This window comes from Croceibacterium mercuriale (genome assembly GCF_000802385.1).
GTDB classification, from domain to species: domain Bacteria; phylum Pseudomonadota; class Alphaproteobacteria; order Sphingomonadales; family Sphingomonadaceae; genus Croceibacterium; species Croceibacterium mercuriale.
Window position 1 is genome coordinate 328,863 of sequence record NZ_JTDN01000002.1, and the last position, 18,238, is coordinate 347,100.

The window sequence follows — 18,238 nt, forward strand, 5'->3', positions numbered from 1 at the left end:
GCAAGGCAGCGGTGCCGATCACCGGATCGATGCCTCTGCTATCGTCCCCGAGCGAAGGACAGGGCAGACTGCCGCTCAGTGGTCGTGACCGTCCCCGCCCCCCATAGCCTCCAGCACATCCTCCAGTCGCGCGGGATCGCCCAGCGCCAGGACGTGCCCGGCCGAACCGCCATGCAGCGGCTCCCCGTTCCAGTCGCACATCAGGCCGCCGGCGCCCTCCACCACCGGAACCAGCGCGGCGAAGTCGTGCAGCTTCAGCCCGGCCTCGCACACCAGGTCCAGATGCCCGGCGGCGAGCAGGCCGTAATTGTAGCAGTCGCCGCCCATGATCATCCGGCGGTGGTCGGTCTTCTGCGCCAGCGCCATGAAGGTGTCGCCTTCGTCGGCGGTGAAATAATGCGGCCCGGTGGTGGCGATCGTCGCACCCGACAGTTCGCGGCACGGGCGCGTGCGGACGGCCACGCCGTTCAGCGTGGTCGGCTGGCCGGTCACGCCCACCCAGCGTTCGCGCTGGATCGGCTGGTCGATGATGCCCAGCACCGGGAAGCCCTTTACCAGCAGCGCGATCAGCGTGCCGAAGGTCGCGCGCCCCACCAGGAAGCTGGCGGTGCCGTCGATCGGGTCGAGCACCCATTGCCGGCCGGACCGGCCCTCGCTGGTGCCGAATTCCTCCCCATGCACGCCGTCCTGCGGCACCTCCGCCGTCAGGATCCGCCGCATCGCCTCCTCCGCTGCGCGGTCGGCGATGGTCACGGGGCTGGCATCGCCCTTGCGCTCCGCATCCAGGCCGGTGCGGAAATGCGGCCGGATCGCGTCTCCGGCGGCATCCGCCAGCCGGTGTGCGAGGGCGAGTTCGGCGGTGAGTCTCATCTCAGTCGAACAGGCTGGAGACGCTGCTCTCGTCGGCGATGCGGCGCATGGCCTCGCCGATCAGCGGGGCGACGGTCAGCACGCGGATGCGGTCGCACTCGCGCGCGGCCTCCGTCGGCAGGATGGTGTCGGTGATGACCAGCTCGGTCAGGGCGCTGCCCGCCACCCGGGCAACCGCGCCGCCGGACAGCACGCCGTGGGTGATATAGGCCGCCACGCTCTTTGCGCCGGCACTCATCAGCGCCTGCGCCGCGTTGCACAGCGTGCCACCGGAATCGACGATGTCGTCGATCAGCACGCAATTGCGGCCCGCGACCTCGCCGATGATGTTCATCACCTCGGATTCGCCGGGCCGCTCGCGCCGCTTGTCGACGATCGCCAGCGCGGCATTGTCCAGCCGCTTGGCCAGCGCGCGGGCGCGCACCACGCCGCCCACGTCGGGCGACACCACCATCAGGTCCTGGCTGCCATACCGCGCCAGGATGTCCGCCGCCATCACCGGCGCGGCATAGAGATTGTCGGTCGGAATATCGAAAAAGCCCTGGATCTGCCCGGCATGCAGGTCGACGGACAGCACGCGATTGGCGCCGGCTTCCGTGATCAGGTTGGCCACCAGCTTGGCGCTGATCGGGGTCCGCGGCCCCGGCTTGCGGTCCTGCCTGGCATAACCGAAATAGGGCAGCACCGCGGTGATCCGCCGGGCGGAGGCGCGGCGGAGCGCGTCGATCCCGATCAGCAGTTCCATCAGATTGTCGTTCGCCGGGTAGCTGGTCGACTGCACGATGAACACGTCCTCGCCCCGCACGTTCTCGTTGATCTCGACGAAGATCTCCTCGTCGGCGAAGCGGCGGACGCTGGCATCGGTCAGCGGAAGTTCCAGATAGCCGGCGATCGCGCGGGCGAGCGGCAGATTGGCATTGCCAGCGAGAATCTTCATGGGTTCGGACCGATCCAGGATTGCTGCGTCGGGCGGGCGTCTAGCCCAGCGTCACACGATTGCAACCTGCACGGACATCACGGCCCCTCCCCGGGCCTCCCCTCCGGCGGGGCCGGCATTGCCGGATTGACCAGCCGGATCGTGATGCGCGCCACGCCCGCATTGCCGTGGGCGCGACCGGCGTAGAAATGATCGACCGGCAGGCCGAACGGCAGCACCGCCTCGTTCGCGAACAGCATCAGTTCCCCGCCGCGCGGCGCGACGAAGCTGCCGCCCCACCGGTTGGGCCGGGTCACGCTCTGCTCCAGCACCAGCGGCTCCATATGCACGCGGTCCGCCAGCTGCAGCCGGCCGGGGCCGCGGCGGATCGCCATGATCGGTTGCAGGTAGTTGGCGCCGATCACCCGGCGCAGCGGCACGCCGACATAGCCCGCCAGCCCCAGATCGCCGGCCGACAGCCCCAGCGGCGTGGCCGCCACGCCGCCATCGGACCAGGGTTCGGTCACGTCCAGCTCCACCACATATCGCGCCTGGCTCCGCACCACGAAGCCGCTGCTGCGGCATGGCACGGCGGTCGGCAGGTCGAGCGTGGCCACCTGCAATGGCTGCGTGGCCGAGCGGCGCGGGCACAGCGCCTCCCCGCGTTCCAGCTCCGGCAGCAACAGCTGGGCGGACAGGCCGACCAGCAGCCAGCCGAGCAGCACCAGCAGCGCCAGCGCGGTCAGCGCTGGCAGGATGTGCCATTTCAGCAGGCGGAAGGCGCCGCGATACTTGCCGGAGGTGCGCAGCCGCTCCATCCAGGATGGGTCCGTCCGTTCGGGGCCAGGGCCATCCACCTTCAGCATCGCGCGCCAGACCACCCGCGCCTGCTGCCGCATCCGCCGCTCCAGCCGGCCGCTCCACACCATCAGCAGCCCGATCGCGGCGACCAGCAGCAGGAACCAGAAGGCGTTGTCGGCGGCCGTATCGATCAGCCCGTGCGCCATGCCGGGCGTGACCAGCGTCAGCATCCGGATGATGCCGCCGACCCAGGTCCGGCCATCGGCCAGCACCGGCGGGTTGACGACATGATCCACCCACAGCGGCATGGATACCAGCAGCAGCGTGGCGGTCAGCGTCAGGAAATAGGCGACCCGCCGCAGCCACACCTTGTCCCACACCGCCTGCATCGCGGCCGCCCGCGCCGCGCCAAGATCGGGCTGTTCCAGCCGGCGGCGGATCGCGGGCGCCACCATCGGCGCGGGCATCTGCCGGGACGCCGGCGGCGGATGCAGGCTCTCGCTGTCGGGCTGGGCCACGGTCTCGCCGTGGCCTTCGGGCATCAGGATGACCTGCGCGGGCAGGTTGATCGGGGCGTAGCGGTCCGTGCCGTCGGCGATCCGCGCGACGACGCTTTCATGCACGCGCACCCGCTTCAGCAGGCCCCGCTGCGCACCGGCGGCATCACGGTGGTCCGGGTCCGCGATGATGGAGCGGATGCCCGGCCCGTCCAGCCACGCCTCGATATTGCGCGGCTGGTAGCGGTAGTAGGCGCCGGTCCCGGCACGGCTGTCATGCAGCGGGCCGGCACTGCTGGCCAGCGCCCGGAACCGTTCGGTGATGATCTCCAGCGTGCGCAGCCCGGCCTTGTTCGCTTCCTCCATCATCCACAGGAACGACACGAAGCTGAGGCTTTCGTCCGGGTAGCCGCCGCCCACATCGGCATGCATGCCCGTGAACCAGACCTGTCGCATCCGGTCCGGCGCGACGGCACCCTCGGCGACCAGCCGGTCCTCGTTCACCTCGTCCCACAGCAGCGGGTGGAACGCATCGCGCGCATCGTCGATCGCCAGCGCATGCCGCGCGCAGCCGACGCGCGGATTGAGGCAGTAATCGGGCATGGACAGGGCATACAGCCAGTTGTCGATCCCCCGGGTGATCTCCACGATCGGCCCGCCATAGGCCGCCACCGTGTCCCACACGCCCACGAACGGCATGTCCGGGCGGTAGTTCATCGCCGGATCGTAGACCGACTGGTTGCGCCAGCGCCGCCAGTGCCGCGACACGGCCGCGCGGGCCGTGCGATACAGCCGCGTCGGCCATTGCAGCTTGCGCGGCAGGAAGTCGGCGCGGAACGTGCGGTACGCATCGCGGCTGAGCCGGGCGAGGTCCGCCTCGTCCCGCGCCGCCACCAGCCCCTGGCTGGCGATCAGCGCGATGACCAGCCGCATGGTGAACGCCCCGCGGCTGAAGCCGAAGCCGTAGATCGCGTCCCCGCCCGGCAGCGGCTCCGCGCCCCGTTCCTGTCCGGCCGCCGCCCGGTAGTTGCGGCAGGCATAGCGGTAGATTTCCAGGATGTTGCGGCGCAGGCCGAAGCCGAAGATCCCCGCCAGCATGGCCAGCGGCCGCAGGGCAGAGGTGCCCACGCCATTGTCGTAGAAGGCGATCTGCTTGCGCTTGCCGGGCGCGGCGGGGCCCAGGTCGACCGCCTCGTACATGCGCCACACATTGGTCTTGAACAGCTTGGCGCTGCTGTTGCCGGTGCCGTCGGAAAACAGGACGATTGCCCTGCCGCGGGGTGATCCGGGCGTCGTGCCCGCGGCTGCGTCCTGCTCCATCGGTCCGGCCATCGCGCTGCCCCCTCCACCCCGTGGAAGAAAGGCTGCGCCCCGCCTTGCATCCGGTCAATACAGAGCGGCAGGCACCAAGTGTCCGGCCGTGCAAATCGCTGATTCGCCCGCGATCTATTTCAGCGCATCGGCCAGCTGCGCCTTGTTCATCTTCGACCGGCCCTTGATATCGCGCTTGCGGGCCTCCGCCATCAGCTCCGCCTTTGTCGACTCGCCGGCATGACCGTCACGATATCTGGCGGTCTTGTGCGCGACGTCATCCGGCTGGGCGGAGAACTGCTTGCCCTGCTTCGTGTCGCGCCGCTTCTTGGCGGTGGTGCGGGCATATTCCTCGTCCGACAGCGCCGCGCGGGCCGCCTTGGGCAAATAGCGTTCGCCGGTCTCGCCGCTTTTCCCGCCGGACCTGGTGCCCCACTCCTCCTCGGACCACTGGTGCAGGCTGTTGTCCTCGTCCTTCTGGCCGATGTATCCGCCGCCTTCGTGCTTGTATTCCTGCACCGCCAGCTGCGCCTTGCGGGCGGACCACTGGCCCTTCTTCCCGCCCTTGTCGCCGGCGGTGACCTCGTCCTTGACCTTGTCCCACAGATCGGGATCGTCGCGCTTGGCCGTATCGCTCATGACACACTCCTGCCCCGCCCGCGGCCGAAACGCGGGACCGGCCCGGATTGTGCCGGGCGACTGACTGGCGCGGGCGGTGCAGCCCGTGCCGAGAATGGCTTGCGCCGCCCGCCGGACGGCGCAATGACGAGGATGGCGCGGAAGGGAACATGGCCGATGCGAGGAGTGCCCCGGACCCTGTCGCCCACGCGGCTGCTCGCGCTGCTGCTGCTGGCCGCGCCCGTCAGCGTGCAGGCGCAGGACGGTGCCGCCCCGCCGCTGACCGCCGAACAGGCGCTGGCCACTGCGGCCGCCCGCTACACCACCCGCCCGCCCCGGCCCGAACCCTGCCCGGAAAGCAGCGGCGACGTGATCGTGGTCTGCCGCCAGCTGGAAGAATGGACCGGCGGCATGGGCCTGTCCCCCACGGCGCAGGCGATCGCCAACGGGACGATGCCGCCCGACCCTATCCCGCAGGCGCCCGACTTCGCCGGCCCGTCCACCAATGTGGCGGCGCGCGGCTGCTTCATCCCGCCCTGCCCGGGGGAGCCCGCCCTGCTGATCGACCTGAAGGCGATACCCGAGGCGCCGCCCGGATCGGACGCCGCACGATACGCAGGAAACTAGGCGCTCAGTCCAGCAAGCGCAGCACCAGCGGCGGCCGTGCCAGGCTGGGCGATTCGCGCAGCAGCTCCAGCGCATGGACCACGCCGCGTTCCGGCCCGTCATGCGTGACCATCGCCACCAGCACCTCGCCGCCCTCGTCCGCCTGGCCCTGCTGGATCAGGCTTTCGATGGACACGCCGGCATCGCGCATCGCCGCGGTGATCTCCGCCAGCACGCCCGGCCGGTCGGCCACGATGAAGCGCAGATAGGCACGGCCCCGGCGGGTGGCGCCGTCGGCGGCGGCCATCTGCTCCAGCTCCGCGACCGGCACGCTGAAGGGCGGGCCGGTATCGCCCCGGGCGATGTCGATCAGGTCGGCGACCACCGCGCTGGCGGTCGGGCCATCACCCGCGCCGGCGCCCTGGAACAGCAGCCGGCCGCTGAAATTGCCTTCCGCCACCACCGCGTTGGTGGCGCCGTCGACAGCTGCCAGCGGGTGGCTGCGCGGCACCAGGCAGGGCTGGACCCGCTGGAACAGGCGCGTGCCGCCTTCCTCGCACTCGGCCATGCCGATCAGCCGGATGACATAGCCCAGCGCATCGGCCCGGGCGATGTCGGCCGCGCGGATGCGGGTGATGCCCTCCACCTCCACCTGGTCGAACGCCACGCCCGCACCGAAGCCGATCGCGGCCAGGATCGCCAGCTTGTGCGCGGCATCCGTCCCTTCGATGTCGAAGGCGGGATCGGCCTCGGCATAGCCCAGCGCCTGCGCTTCCTTCAGCACGTCGCCGAAGTCGCGGCCGGTATCCTCCATGGTGGACAGGATGTAATTGCAGGTGCCGTTCAGGATCCCATAGATGCGGGTCAGCGCATTGGCTGCCGCGCCTTCGCGCAGGCCCTTGATCACCGGGATGCCGCCGGCCACCGCGGCTTCGAACTTCAGGGGCGCGCCGCGGCCGTCATTGGCGGCTTCGGACATGCCGGCCAGCTCCATGCCGTGATGCGCGATCATCGCCTTGTTGGCGGTCACCAGTCCCTTGCCCAAGCCCAGCGTGCGGCGCGCCAGGGCCAGTGCCGGCCCGTCGCTGCCGCCGATCAGCTCCACCACCACGTCCACGTCCGGCCGGCCGGCCAGCAGGGCCAGGTCGTCTTCCCACTGGTAGGGGGACAGGTCCACGCCGCGGTCGCGCGCCCGGTCACGGGCAGACACGGCGACGATCTCGATCGGGCGCCCGGCGCGGCGGGCAATCAGCGCGCCATTGGCGGTGAGCAGGCGGATCACGCCGCCGCCCACCGTGCCAAGACCAGCAAGTGCGATGCGAAGCGGTGCTGCGGCCATGGTGTATCGATCCTCCTGTCGCGGCCCACCCCCCTGGCGCCGCGGCCGGCCGGGTTAGGCGAGGGGGCGGCGCTTGGCTAGTCGCCTGCCGCCCGCCCGCGCGGTCAGGTCCGCGTGCGGGTGCAGGGGCCCAGCGCGTCCAGTACCACCTGGTAATCGGCCCGCGCACGCTGCCGGTCGCTACCCGGCCCGGTCAGGAAGGCGTCGTTCGCCAGTTCGCGCGGAAGCCCGCAGGCCAGGCGATACCAGCCCGGCGTATCCGGGGCCGGCGGCGTTGCCGACTGGTCGATGATCTCGCTCCATGACACGCCCCATTGCGGCGCCATGTTGGGCCGGCGAATCACCGAAATGCTCGCCGGCACGCCGGTGGCGGTCTCCACGATCATCTGCGTTTCCGATTCGCCCGCCAGATTGCCGGGGGTGTAGAGCACGTGGCGCACGCCGGTGACCGGCGGCGGCACATCGCCATCCGCAAACTGGGTGATGACCTGCCGCAGGCGCGCCTCGAACGCGGGGTCCGCCGGCATCATGGCATCGGGCTGCACCAGCTGCAGCTGCCCCGCGCGGCCAGGCACGGTGTCGGCGAAGATCACGAAGCGCTGCTTGCGCAGCTTGGGCACGCGGCCCCGGTCGGTCAGCGGCACGTCGGCCAGGAAGCTGAGCTCCTGCCCCACGGGGGTCGGGGCGGCCAGCAGCGCCTGCGTTGTCGTTTCCAGGTACAGCCGGGCGCGTCCGGCGGCGAGGCCCGGCGCGCGCGCGGCATCCACCACCGCCTGCCGCCGAACCTGCACCACCGCCACGATCCCGGCATCTTCCACCAGACCGGCGATGTCGGGGTAGGTCAGGCTGCTGGCCGGGCCGGTCGGCAGCGCGGGTGCGGAACCATTCCGGGGGGCATCGGCCGCCCGCGCCCCTTGGGCACTGGCCGCAGCCGGCCGGGCACCCTGCGCCACGGCCGGTGCGACTCCGATCGCCAGCGCCGCGACCAGCGCCGCCGCCATGGACGGGAAATTACGAAGCGCGGATGCGCGCACTAACATTTGCATTGCCAAACACCTTTTCCCAGCAACGATGCTTTGTCAGCAAAGTATCGGCGGCCATCGCAGCTTTCCAATGGTGAATCGGGGTTGAACCGCCAAAAGCGTTTGCTCAAGCCCGAAGTGCTGGTTAAGACCTGATCGCAGGGGCCCAAACAGCATCGAAAAGCATGGGTTCCCGCAGTCCTTCGGAGGTTTGTGAAACGTACCGGTTTCGGCCGGGCGAACCTTCACGCTGGACAAAGCTTTGCTGCGGCTGGCAGGATGCGAATCCACAACCAACCGTTGCCGGCGCCGGGTGACACTCACCCGGCGACATCTATGAGCCGAACCGTTCCGTGCCCTGGCACGGAATTGATTGAAACGGAGTGAAGGGACTGGATGGCTTACGCTGACCAACAGATGAGCGGCAGTCGCATGGTTGCGATTGTCATCGTTGTCCTTATCCATCTGGCCATTGGTTATGCCCTCATCACCGGCCTTGCCTATTCGGCTGTCAAGTCGGTGGTCGAGCGCGTGACCACAGTGGATATCGAGGAACCGCCGCCACCGCCGCCGGAAGAGCCACCGCCACCGCCGCCGGATGAACCCGTGCCGGTAACGGCACCCCCGCCGGTCGCCCCGGCGCCGCCGGTGAATATCGCGCCGACGCCGCCGACGATCAACACGACCACGGTCATTCCGCCGCCGTCGCCGCCGCGCGTTATCGCACCCCCCCGGGGTCCGGTGACACCGCCGGCACCTCCGGCACCGCCGGCTGCTCCGTCCCGTGCCCGTGGCGCCACGCCTGACGGCCAGGGCCGCTGGGCTGCCCGGATCCAGGAAAACTATCCGTCGCGGGCGATCCGTGACGAGGTCGAAGGCCGGGTGGGCGTCCGCGTCCAGATCGGTGCGAATGGCCGCGTCACCTCGTGCTCCGTCTCGAACTCCAGCGGCTCGTCCGTCCTGGACGAGGCAGCGTGCGACGGCATGACCCGGTATGCGCGCTACAACCCGGCGCTGGACGATGCCGGCAATCCGACGACCGATACGACGTCGACGACCATCGTCTACCAGCTCGACCGCTAGTTCACCTGTTCAGTTCTTAGAGACAAAGGACCACCCGCATGCTTATCGACATTCTGGCCGCCGCCGGCGGCGAACCGGCCAACCAGTTCGGCTTCCTCGAAGCCATGGAACAGGGCGGCGTGATCGCCTGGAGCATCCTGACCGTCCTGGTCATCATGTCCGTCGGCTCGTTCTACATCCTGATCACCAAGCTGCTCGAGCAGAACAAGATCATCAGCCAGTACAAGACGGTCCGCGCCAACTTCTGGCGTGCGAACAGCCTTTCGGAAGGCGCCAGCAAGCTCGACAAGAACAGCGCATGGCGCCAGGTTGTGGACGATGCCCTGGCGGCAGAGGCGCAGCACAGCAAGATGACGGATTCGCTGGAAGCGCATGACTGGATGCACGGTTCGCTGGCCCGTTCGGAAGCGGCCATCAACTCCAAGCTGGCGGGCGGCCTGCCGTTCCTCGCCACTGTGGGCGCCACCTCGCCGTTCGTCGGCCTGCTGGGTACGGTTATCGGCATCTATCGCGCGCTGATCAACATCGGCCTCGCCGGTTCGGCCTCCATCGACAAGGTCGCTGGCCCGGTCGGTGAAGCACTGATCATGACCGCCATCGGCCTGCTGGTCGCCGTGCCGGCCGTGCTCGCCTACAACTGGCTGCAGTCGCGCAACAAGCGCATCGCCGAGATGCTGAGCGGCTTCTCGACGGACATCCTGGCCAACATCACCTCGCGAGGCGCGGTGAAGCCGGCCCTGGCCACCACCAAGGCTGCTGCTCCGGCTGCTGCCATCAAGGCTCCGGTGTCCTCCACCGCCACCAAGCCGACCACCGCGACGACGACGACGGCCGCGCCGAAGGTCTGACACGCGGTCCATCGAATGACCCGATGCGGGGCGGACGGCGTGCGGGCCGCCCGTCCCGCCGGGAAGTCCTAAATACCAGACAGGAACACACAGATGGCAATTTCATCAGGTGGCGGCGGCTCGACGCCGATGTCGGAAATCAACACCACGCCCCTGGTGGACGTGATGCTGGTTCTCCTGATCATCTTCCTTATCGCCGTTCCCGTCGCCATCCAGACGGTCGAACAGCTGGAGGTGCCGATCATCGAATCGGTCGAATCCAAGGACAAGGTCGAGAACCTGCTGCTGACGGTCACCACCACCGATGCCGATGGCCGCACGGCCGGGACGCAGCGCAGCGGGTTCACCGGTGCTGTCCGCGAAGGCGAATGCCGCGTGTACATCAATAACATCACCCTGGTCACGTCGCAGGAACTGTACGACCAGGCCTTCGCCAAGCTGGACCGGATCGTGCAGCGCGCTGGCGGTCCGGAGGCCCTGCGGGCCGATCCTGACCTGATCCCGCAGGTGCATATCCGCGGTGACAAGGATGCGCCGTGGCGCTGCGTGGCGGGCGCCATCTACAACGTGCAGGCGGCCGGCTATCCGACCGTGGGCTTCATTTCCAACCCGGTCGATCCCAACGGTTGATCGGGCGTAGCAAGGAGTAACACACCATGGCGATGTCCGGCGGCAAGGACGACGGCGCCCCGATGATGGATATGAACATGACGCCGTTGATCGACGTCCTGCTCGTGCTCCTCATCATGTTCATCATCACCATTCCGGTGGCCACGCACTCGACCGATATCGATCTGCCGGTGCCCAGCGATGCACCGCAGACCACCGTCGACCCGATCAAGAACAAGATCGTGCTGACCCAGGCGGGCGAGATCCTGTGGAACGGCGTAGCCATCAACGAAGGCCAGCTGGTCGGCAACCTGCAGGACACGCTCAACTTCTCGGTCGAGCCGGAACTGCAGTTCGAGCCCGAAGGCCTCGCCAGCTATGAGCAGTCGGCCAAGGTCCTGAACCTCATCAAGGTTTCGGGCGTCAGCAAGTTCGGCTTCGTGGGCAACGAACAGTTCCGCGAATTCGACAAGACCTGAACCGGTCGATGACAATGCGGTCCTGCTGGATCGCCTGATTGAGGGGCGGGTCACACCGCCCCTTTTTTGTGCCTGCCATCCGTCTGCGGAGGACGCCGCCATGCCGATCAGCCGCACCATGGGCCCGCGTGAATGGGGCCTGCTGGCGATTCTGTCCGTGTTGTGGGGCGGGTCGTTCTTCTTCATCGGGGTCGCGCTCCGTGGCCTGCCGCCGCTGACGCTGGTGCTCGCCCGCGTTGCGCTGGGCAGCCTGGTCCTGTTCGCCGTCCTGCGCGTGACCGGGGGCGCGCTGCCGCGCGGCTGGCGGGTGTGGCGCGTGCTCGGCGCCATCGCGCTGCTGAACAATGTGGTGCCCTTCACCCTGCTGACCTGGAGCCAGACGCAGATCGCCAGCGGCCTGGCTTCCATCCTCAACGCCACCACCCCGCTATGGGGCGTGCTGGTGGCGCATCTGTCCACCACGGACGAGCGGGCGACGCCCGGCCGGCTGGCGGGCGTGGCGCTCGGTTTTGCCGGCGTGGTGCTGATGATCGGCGGCGACGCGCTGGCGGGCCTGGGCGGTGCAGCGCTGGCGCAAGGTGCCTGCCTGCTGGCGACGCTCTGCTATGCGCTGGCGGGCATTCAGGGCCGGCAGATGAAGGCGCTGGGAGTCGCGCCGATCTCGGCCGCCTGCGGCCAGCTTGCCTGTTCCGCCGCGGTGCTGCTGCTGCCTGTGCTGCTGGTGGACATGCCCTGGCGCCTGCCGCCGCCCGCCCCGGCAGTATGGGGCGCGCTGGCGGGGCTGGTGCTGCTGTCCACCGCGCTCGCCTTTGTCCTCTATTACCGTCTGCTGGCGACGGCGGGCGCGACCAATCTCCTGCTCGTCACCTTCCTGATCCCCGTCACCGCCATCGCGCTGGGCGCGCTGTTCCTGGGCGAGGTGCTGCAGCCCCGCCATGGTGCCGGCCTGGCTTTCCTGGCGGCAGGGCTGGCCGCGATCGACGGCCGCCTGCCGCGCATGGCGTGGCGCCGCCTGCGTCGCTGAGGCCGGCGCGACCTGTCAGTGCGGCGTGGCGCCCAGTTCCACCCCGGTGCGGTCGTGCAGGGCGAAGCGGTCGACTATGTCGGCGCTGGCCCGGTTGTAGCCGATCACCTGCACTGTCGCCCCGTCCCGCCGCAGCCGGGCGACGATCCTGTCCAGCGCACCCACGGCGGAAATGTCCCAGAAATGCGCGGCGGACACGTCGATGGTGACCGGCACGGCAGCTTCCGTGGCGAAGGCGCGGGTAAACCTGTCGGCGGAGGCGAAGAAGATCTGCCCGGTGACGCGATAGGTTACGCCCGTGCCTGCCTGCTCCCGCTCCACCGCGAACATCCGCTGCACCTTGCCGGCGAAGAAGATGCCCGACAGCAGCACGCCCGCCAGCACGCCCAGCGACAGGTCGCGGGTGCCGACCACCACCACCACCGTGGTCAGCATCACGATCGACGAGGTCGGCGGATGGCGGCGGAGGTTGGGAATGGAGTTCCAGCTGAAGGCGCCGATCGACACCATGATCATCACCGCCACGAGCGCCGCCATCGGCACCTGCCCGACCAGCGGGCCCAGCACCGTCAGCAGGAACAGCAGGAAGGCGCCGGTCGCGAAGGTCGAAAGGCGCCCTCGCCCGCCGGAAGTGACGTTGATGATCGACTGGCCGATCACCGCGCAGCCGCCCATGCCGCCCAGCAGCGCGGCCACGATGTTGGCCCCGCCCTGCCCGGCGCACTCGCGCTGCTTGTCGCTGTCCGTGTCGGTCATGTCGTCCAGGATCTGCGCGGTCAGCAATGATTCGAGCAGGCCCACGGCAGCCATCGCCAGCGAGTAGGGGGCGATGATCCGCAGCGTCTCCCACGTCAGCGGCACCTGCGGCAGGGTCAGCACCGGCAGACCGTCGGGCAGCAGGCCCATGTCGCCCACCCGGGTCACCGGCAGCGCCAGGGTGATGGACAGCACGCTCAGCACCACGACCGCGACCAACGTCGACGGGACGGCGGTGGTGAGGCGCGGCAGCAGGTAGATGATCGCCAGCCCGCCCGCGACCAGCGCATAGGTATGCCAGCTGACATCCGTCAGCTGCGGCAGTTGCGCCAGCAGCACCAGGATCGCCAGTGCATTGACGAAGCCGGTGATGACGGAGCGGGAGACGAACTGCATCAGCAGATGCAGCCGCGCGGCACCGGCGGCGATCTGGATCAGGCCCATCAGGATCGTGGCGGCGAACAGGTAATCCACCCCATGATCGCGCACCAGCGGCGTCACCAGCACGGCCACGGCGGCCGTTGCGGCGGAGATCATGCCCGGCCGCCCGCCGATGAAGGCGATGACCATGGCGATCGTGACGGAGGCATACAGGCCGACCCGCGGATCGACCCCGGCGATGATGGAAAAACCGATCGCCTCTGGGATCAGTGCGAGGGCGACGACGATGCCGGCCATGACGTCGCGGCGCGCGGCCGTGAGGTCCGTGAACCATTCACGGCGGTACGTTGGAAAATCGAAGGACATTGCGGTTCCATGACCGGGCACACCACGCCTTCGCGGCGCAGCTTCTCATCGGTCTGTCAGTGCGATGTTATCCGGCGGATCGGCGGCCGGAATAGCCACCCGGTCTTGCACCGGGTCCATGCGATTGGCCGCGCCATAGCCGATCGACGCCATCCACCGCAACCGGCAAGGCGCCGATGCTACCCCGCAGCGTCGAGTTCGGGATAATGGCGGAAGATGCCGTCCTCGTTGAAGGCCTGCCGCCGGTCGGAGGCAAGATAGGCGGCCACACCCGGCAGCGCCGCCACCGCCGCGCGCATGCGGGCGAGCGCGGGATAGTCGCCGCGCAAGGCCGCCATCCGCTGCGGGAAGGCATAATCGAGCCCTTCGAGCAGCTGGAACAGGCTGGTATCGACGTGGCTCCAGGCGGCGCCCGTCATGAACGGGCCGCCGGCAGCCGACAGCGCTTCTTCGAAGTGGTCCAGGAACTTGGGCATCCGTTCCGCCCGGAACTCCGCTGCGCGGCGGGCGGCGGCGTCCTTCTGGTCGTCATAGTACAGCGCGTTGGCGAGCGGGTGATGCGTGGCGTGGACCTCCGCCACCATGTCCGTGATGTCGAGCTGCAGCTGCGTCAGTTCCAGCTGCAGCGGGAAGGTGTCGCCGGCGAAATCATGCTTGTGCGCCAGATAGGTGACGATGTGCGCCACCTGCCCGATCACCAGCGTACCGCCGCCATCCGCCATGTCCGTATCGACCAGGTAGGGCGGGGCGAAGGGCCGGATACCGCTGCGGCCCTGCAGATCCTGCATCAGCGCCTCGGCCCCGGCCTCGCACCCCTTGTCGGCATAGGGCTGGCCCGCCGCCTCCAGGGCCAGCCGGACGAATTCGCCGCGTCCCGGCAGGCCGGGCCAGTACCACAATTCATATGCCACGATCGGTCTCCGGAACGGGGGTCCTGTCAGCGCAAGCCGCATGGCCCGCGCCTGGTTCCCGCTGGCAACCCGTCCGATGCCGCGCACGCTTGCCGGTGTCTCGGGGAAACCAACTGGCCCGCGCTAACTTGTTGTATCGACAGGGCCGGCATGCCGGCTGTGCAGGAGAGTTCATGACACGTGACCTGAAGATCGGCGCCCCGCTGGCCCTTGCCGGGCTGGGCGCACTGGCCGCCGGCGCCTGGGCCATCGGCCGGGCACGGCACGGGGCCCGCCGCGGCACCCGCGCCTTTCACCCCACCAACACGCTGAAGAGCATCGGGGAGGACATCTGGATTGTCGATGGAGAGCCGATCACGGCCATGGGCCTGACGGTGCCGGTGCGGATGACGGTGATCCGGCTGACCGACGGTACCGTGCTGCTGCACTCCCCCATCCGCCATTCGCCCGCTCTGGCGCAGGCAATCGCCGGGCTGGGCCGGGTGCGCCATCTGCTGGCCCCCACCACCGCGCACTGGCAATATCTTGGCGAATGGCAGCGCGCCTTCCCCGGGGCGGTCACCTGGGCGGTGCGGGGGCTGCGCGACCGGGTGCAGGTGCGCAAGTCCGGCATCCGGCTGGATCGTGATCTGGGCGACACGGCACCGGCCGAATGGTCGGGCGAGATCCGCCAGGGCTTGGTGCGTGGTATGGGCCTGCACGAGGCGTGGTTCTTCCACGAGCCGAGCCGGACGCTGGTGCTGACCGACCTGATCGAGAACCTGGATCCCGCCCGGCTGCCGCCGGTCACCGCGGCGGCGGCGCGGCTGGCGCGGGCGACGGTCGCCCGCCCGGCGCTGCATGTGCGCACCGCGATCCTGCTGGGCGGTCAGCAGGCGAAGGGCGACATCCGTACCATGGTGGCGCTGGCGCCGGACAAGGTGGTGTTCGCCCATGGTGCCTGGTTCGCCGCCGACGGCGCATCCCGCCTGAACCGCGCCTTCGCCTGGCTGTAGGATCAGGGCGCAGGGATCACAGCAGCGTGGCGATGTGGTCGACCTGCGCCCTGAACTCCGGAAACGGCGTCAGCTGTTCCGCGGGGATCGCCGCGTAAACGGCGTAGCAGGCGGTGACGTATTCCGTCAGGCTGACCGGACGGTACGACGCTCCGGCGCGGAACTGGTACTGCCCGGCAACTCGAATGCATGCGCGCTTGGTAGTCCGGACGGGGCGGACATCACAAGAGCTCCGGGACCCGGCCCGCTCAATCCCCGCGCATCGCCTCGCCAGCCAGCGCCTCTGCCTCCAGCAGCAGGTCGTCATCGGCCGATCCCTGTGGCAGGGCCTCGCGCCCGATCATGACCATGACCGGCACGGCCAGTGGGCTCACCCGTTCCAGCCGGACATGGTTGAGCTGCGCAGCGGCGGTGTCGAGCAGGTCGCCCAGCCGGCCTACATCGGTCATGCGCGCGCGGGCATCGGCCCATGCCGCCTCGATCAGCAGGTGGTCGGGCTCGTACTTGCGCAGCACGTCGTAGATCAGGTCGGTGGAAAAGGTCACCTGCCGGCCGGTCTTGCGATTGCCGGGCTGCTGCCGTTCCACCAGCCCGCCGATCACCGCCACTTCGCGGAAGGCGCGGCGCAGCAGGTGCGATTGCGTGACCCAGTCCACGAACTCGTCGGTCAGGATGTCGGGCGACAGCAGCGGCGCGGGGTCATCCACCGGCTTGTAACCCCACACCGCCAGCGAATAATCGTTGGCGACGAAGCCGCCGGGCATCAGCCCGCGCTCCTCCATCCGCTTGGTGATCAGCATGCCCAGCGACTGGTTCGCGTTCCACCCGATGAAGGTATAATAGACGGTGTACTCGCGCTTGGCATGGGGGAAGCTTTCCACCAGCAGCGTGTCCGGCCCCGGCATCTCGCTGCGCCAGTCCTGCACCTCCAGCCATTCGCGCACGTCGTCGGGGAAGCGGGCCCAGCTGGCGCGATCCACCAGCATTTCCCGCACGCGGTCCGCCAGATGGGTGGTCAGCGGCAGGCGCAGGCCGCCATAGGACGGGATCATCGCCGCCTTGCTGCTGGCGCGCACCAGCAGTTCCATGTCGTGCACCTGCACCACCTCCACATTCACGCCGGCGAACTGGAAGGTGTCACCCGGGCGCAGGGCGGCGGCGAAGCGTTCCTCAACCTTGCCGAGCGAGCGACCCGGCCGGTTCTTGCTGCCGAAGCGGACCTCCAGCATCTGCGAATCGACGATGATGCCGGCGTTCAGCCGGTGGCGCGCGGCCTGTTCGGGGTGAGTCAGCCGCCAGCTGCCGTCCGCCTCCTGCGTGATGCGGCGGAACTTGTCATAGGCCTTCAGCGCGTACCCGCCGGTGGCGACATAGGCGAGCACACGGTCCCACACGATCCCGTCCACCCAGGCGTAGGACAGGGTGGAGCGCACCTCCGCCAGCAACGCCGCGCCATCGAACGGGGCGGCGCAGGCGCAGCCCATCACGTGCTGCGCCAGCACGTCCAGCGCGCCGGGGCGGAAATCCTCGCCATCGCGCTGCCCCTGGTCGACCGCCTCCTTGGCGGCGGTCGCCTCCAGGAACTCGAACCGGTTGCCGGGCACCAGCAATGCGCGGGAGGACTGGTCGAGCCGGTGATTGGCACGGCCGATCCGCTGCAGCAGCCTGCTGGATCCCTTGGGCGCGCCCATCTGCACCACGCAGTCGATGTCGCCCCAGTCCACGCCCAGGTCCAGGCTGGCGGTGCAGACCAGCGCGCGCAGCCGGCCGGCCGCCATCGCCCCTTCCACCTTGCGGCGCGCTTCCTTGCTCAGCGATCCGTGATGGATGCCGATCGGCAGCGTATCCTCGTTCGCGTCCCACAGATGCTGGAAGATGTACTCCGCCAGGAAGCGGGTGTTGGCGAAGATCAGCGTGGTGCGGTTCTCGCGGATACGTTCGTACAGCTGCGGGATGGCCCAGATCGCGGCGTGGCCGCCCCACGGCACCCGCGCATCCTGCGGCAGCAGGATCTCCACCTCCGCCGGCGCGCCCGGCTCCCCCTCCACCAGCCGCACCCGATCCACCTCGCCCCACGGCGCCAGCCAGCTGCGGAACGCCTCCGGGTCGGCCAGGGTGGCGGACAGGGCCGCGCGCTGCAGGCCGGGCGCGATCGCCTGCAGCCGGGATAGCGCCAGCGCCAGCAGGTCGCCGCGCTTGTCGGTGGCGAAGGCGTGGACCTCGTCGATGACGATGCGGCGGAGGCCGGCGAACAGCTGGAAGCTGTCGGGATAGGACAGCAGCAGGCTGAGGCTTTCGGGCGTGGTCAGCAGCACGTTCGGCGGCTTGGCCCGCTGCCGCTTCTTGCGGTCGGACGGGGTGTCGCCGCTGCGTGTCTCCACCGTCAGCGGCAGGCCCATCTCGGCCACGGGCGTCATCAGGTTGCGCTGCACGTCATGCGCCAGGGCCTTCAATGGCGAGACGTACAGCGTGTGCAGCCCTTCGGGCGACGAACCCTGTGACGGGCAGAAGGCGGCCAGCGTGGGCAGGAAGCCGGCCAGTGTCTTGCCCGCGCCGGTATCGGCCACCAGCAGCGCATGGTCGCCGGACTGCGCCGCGGCATACATTCCGGCCTGGTGCCGCCGCACACGCCACTGGCGACCAGCGAACCAGCTGGCGATCTCCGGCGGCAGGGGGGTGTCGGGCATCGCCACGATATGGCCCCTGCCTTCCGTTCGTCCAAGCGGTTCCCCGCTGCGGCCAAGCGCGGCAACCGTCCGGACTTGCGGAACGTTATGTCCTTGTATCCCGGCCACGCCCTGCGTTG

The 18,238-nt window shown here is 69.2% G+C and carries 16 protein-coding genes and 1 other annotated feature; of the genes, 7 read left to right on the top strand and 9 right to left on the bottom strand.

Features of this window, described 5'->3' with window-relative positions; genetic code table 11:
* Positions 1–75: 75 nt before the first annotated feature.
* The 4 genes from PK98_RS11270 to PK98_RS11285 form a co-directional block, all read right to left on the bottom strand.
* Entirely contained in the window at positions 76–870 is a 795-nt protein-coding gene (locus tag PK98_RS11270) for an inositol monophosphatase family protein (RefSeq protein WP_039097007.1), read from the bottom strand.
* 1 nt (position 871) lies between these two features.
* Positions 872–1,807 carry a ribose-phosphate pyrophosphokinase gene (locus PK98_RS11275; protein ID WP_039097009.1) on the bottom strand — a complete coding sequence of 312 codons (936 nt, stop codon included), beginning with the start codon at positions 1,805–1,807 and terminating at the stop codon, positions 872–874.
* A gap of 77 nt (positions 1,808–1,884) precedes the next feature.
* On the bottom strand, positions 1,885–4,416 hold the full coding sequence (locus PK98_RS11280; protein WP_039097010.1) for a DUF2235 domain-containing protein: 2,532 nt from the start codon (positions 4,414–4,416) through the stop codon (positions 1,885–1,887).
* Between the two features lie 114 nt (positions 4,417–4,530).
* Positions 4,531–5,034, bottom strand: a complete 504-nt coding sequence (locus PK98_RS11285) for a DUF5872 domain-containing protein (protein ID WP_039097011.1) — start codon at positions 5,032–5,034, stop codon at positions 4,531–4,533.
* Positions 5,035–5,190: 156 nt separating this feature from the next.
* Between PK98_RS11285 and PK98_RS11290 the strand changes: the two genes are divergently transcribed.
* Positions 5,191–5,640: a hypothetical protein gene (locus PK98_RS11290; protein ID WP_152608643.1), complete on the top strand. Its 450-nt coding sequence runs from the start codon at positions 5,191–5,193 to the stop codon at positions 5,638–5,640.
* Between the two features lie 4 nt (positions 5,641–5,644).
* Here PK98_RS11290 and PK98_RS11295 read toward each other — a convergent pair whose 3' ends face one another.
* Together PK98_RS11295 and PK98_RS11300 are read right to left on the bottom strand one after the other, a co-directional pair.
* Entirely contained in the window at positions 5,645–6,958 is a 1,314-nt protein-coding gene (locus tag PK98_RS11295; RefSeq protein WP_039097013.1) for a homoserine dehydrogenase, read from the bottom strand.
* A 104-nt stretch (positions 6,959–7,062) separates the two neighbouring features.
* Positions 7,063–8,004: a hypothetical protein gene (locus tag PK98_RS11300; RefSeq protein WP_039097014.1), complete on the bottom strand. Its 942-nt coding sequence runs from the start codon at positions 8,002–8,004 to the stop codon at positions 7,063–7,065.
* A 372-nt stretch (positions 8,005–8,376) separates the two neighbouring features.
* On the opposite strand from PK98_RS11300, the gene PK98_RS11305 reads away from it, so the two are divergent.
* The 5 genes from PK98_RS11305 (at position 8,377) to PK98_RS11325 (ending at position 12,023) form a co-directional block, all read left to right on the top strand.
* On the top strand, positions 8,377–9,063 hold the full coding sequence (locus PK98_RS11305; protein WP_039097015.1) for a TonB family protein: 687 nt from the start codon (positions 8,377–8,379) through the stop codon (positions 9,061–9,063).
* Positions 9,064–9,101: 38 nt separating this feature from the next.
* A complete protein-coding gene (locus tag PK98_RS11310) occupies positions 9,102–9,911 on the top strand; it encodes a MotA/TolQ/ExbB proton channel family protein (RefSeq protein WP_039097016.1) in 810 nt (269 codons plus the stop codon).
* Between the two features lie 93 nt (positions 9,912–10,004).
* Positions 10,005–10,541, top strand: a complete 537-nt coding sequence (locus tag PK98_RS11315; protein WP_200885030.1) for an ExbD/TolR family protein — start codon at positions 10,005–10,007, stop codon at positions 10,539–10,541.
* 26 nt (positions 10,542–10,567) lie between these two features.
* The gene (locus PK98_RS11320; protein ID WP_039097018.1) at positions 10,568–10,999 is read left to right on the top strand and encodes an ExbD/TolR family protein; all 432 of its coding nucleotides are present in this window, start codon (positions 10,568–10,570) and stop codon (positions 10,997–10,999) included.
* Positions 11,000–11,099: 100 nt separating this feature from the next.
* Positions 11,100–12,023, top strand: a complete 924-nt coding sequence (locus tag PK98_RS11325) for a DMT family transporter (protein ID WP_039097019.1) — start codon at positions 11,100–11,102, stop codon at positions 12,021–12,023.
* Between the two features lie 15 nt (positions 12,024–12,038).
* On the opposite strand, the gene PK98_RS11330 is transcribed toward PK98_RS11325, so the two are convergent.
* Positions 12,039–13,526, bottom strand: a complete 1,488-nt coding sequence (locus tag PK98_RS11330; protein WP_039097020.1) for a SulP family inorganic anion transporter — start codon at positions 13,524–13,526, stop codon at positions 12,039–12,041.
* Between the two features lie 65 nt (positions 13,527–13,591).
* Positions 13,592–13,647: a sequence feature (sul1 is cis-regulatory element that is thought to sense ions involved in sulfur or methionine metabolism; They are found in Alphaproteobacteria), on the bottom strand.
* A gap of 58 nt (positions 13,648–13,705) precedes the next feature.
* A complete protein-coding gene (locus PK98_RS11335; RefSeq protein ID WP_039097602.1) occupies positions 13,706–14,437 on the bottom strand; it encodes a glutathione S-transferase in 732 nt (243 codons plus the stop codon).
* Between the two features lie 173 nt (positions 14,438–14,610).
* Between PK98_RS11335 and PK98_RS11340 the strand changes: the two genes are divergently transcribed.
* Positions 14,611–15,432, top strand: a complete 822-nt coding sequence (locus PK98_RS11340; protein WP_081996206.1) for a DUF4336 domain-containing protein — start codon at positions 14,611–14,613, stop codon at positions 15,430–15,432.
* A 248-nt stretch (positions 15,433–15,680) separates the two neighbouring features.
* On the opposite strand, the gene PK98_RS11350 is transcribed toward PK98_RS11340, so the two are convergent.
* Positions 15,681–18,119 (bottom strand): ligase-associated DNA damage response DEXH box helicase, encoded by a 2,439-nt coding sequence (locus PK98_RS11350; protein WP_039097022.1) that lies wholly within the window; start codon positions 18,117–18,119, stop codon positions 15,681–15,683.
* Positions 18,120–18,238: the final 119 nt, after the last annotated feature.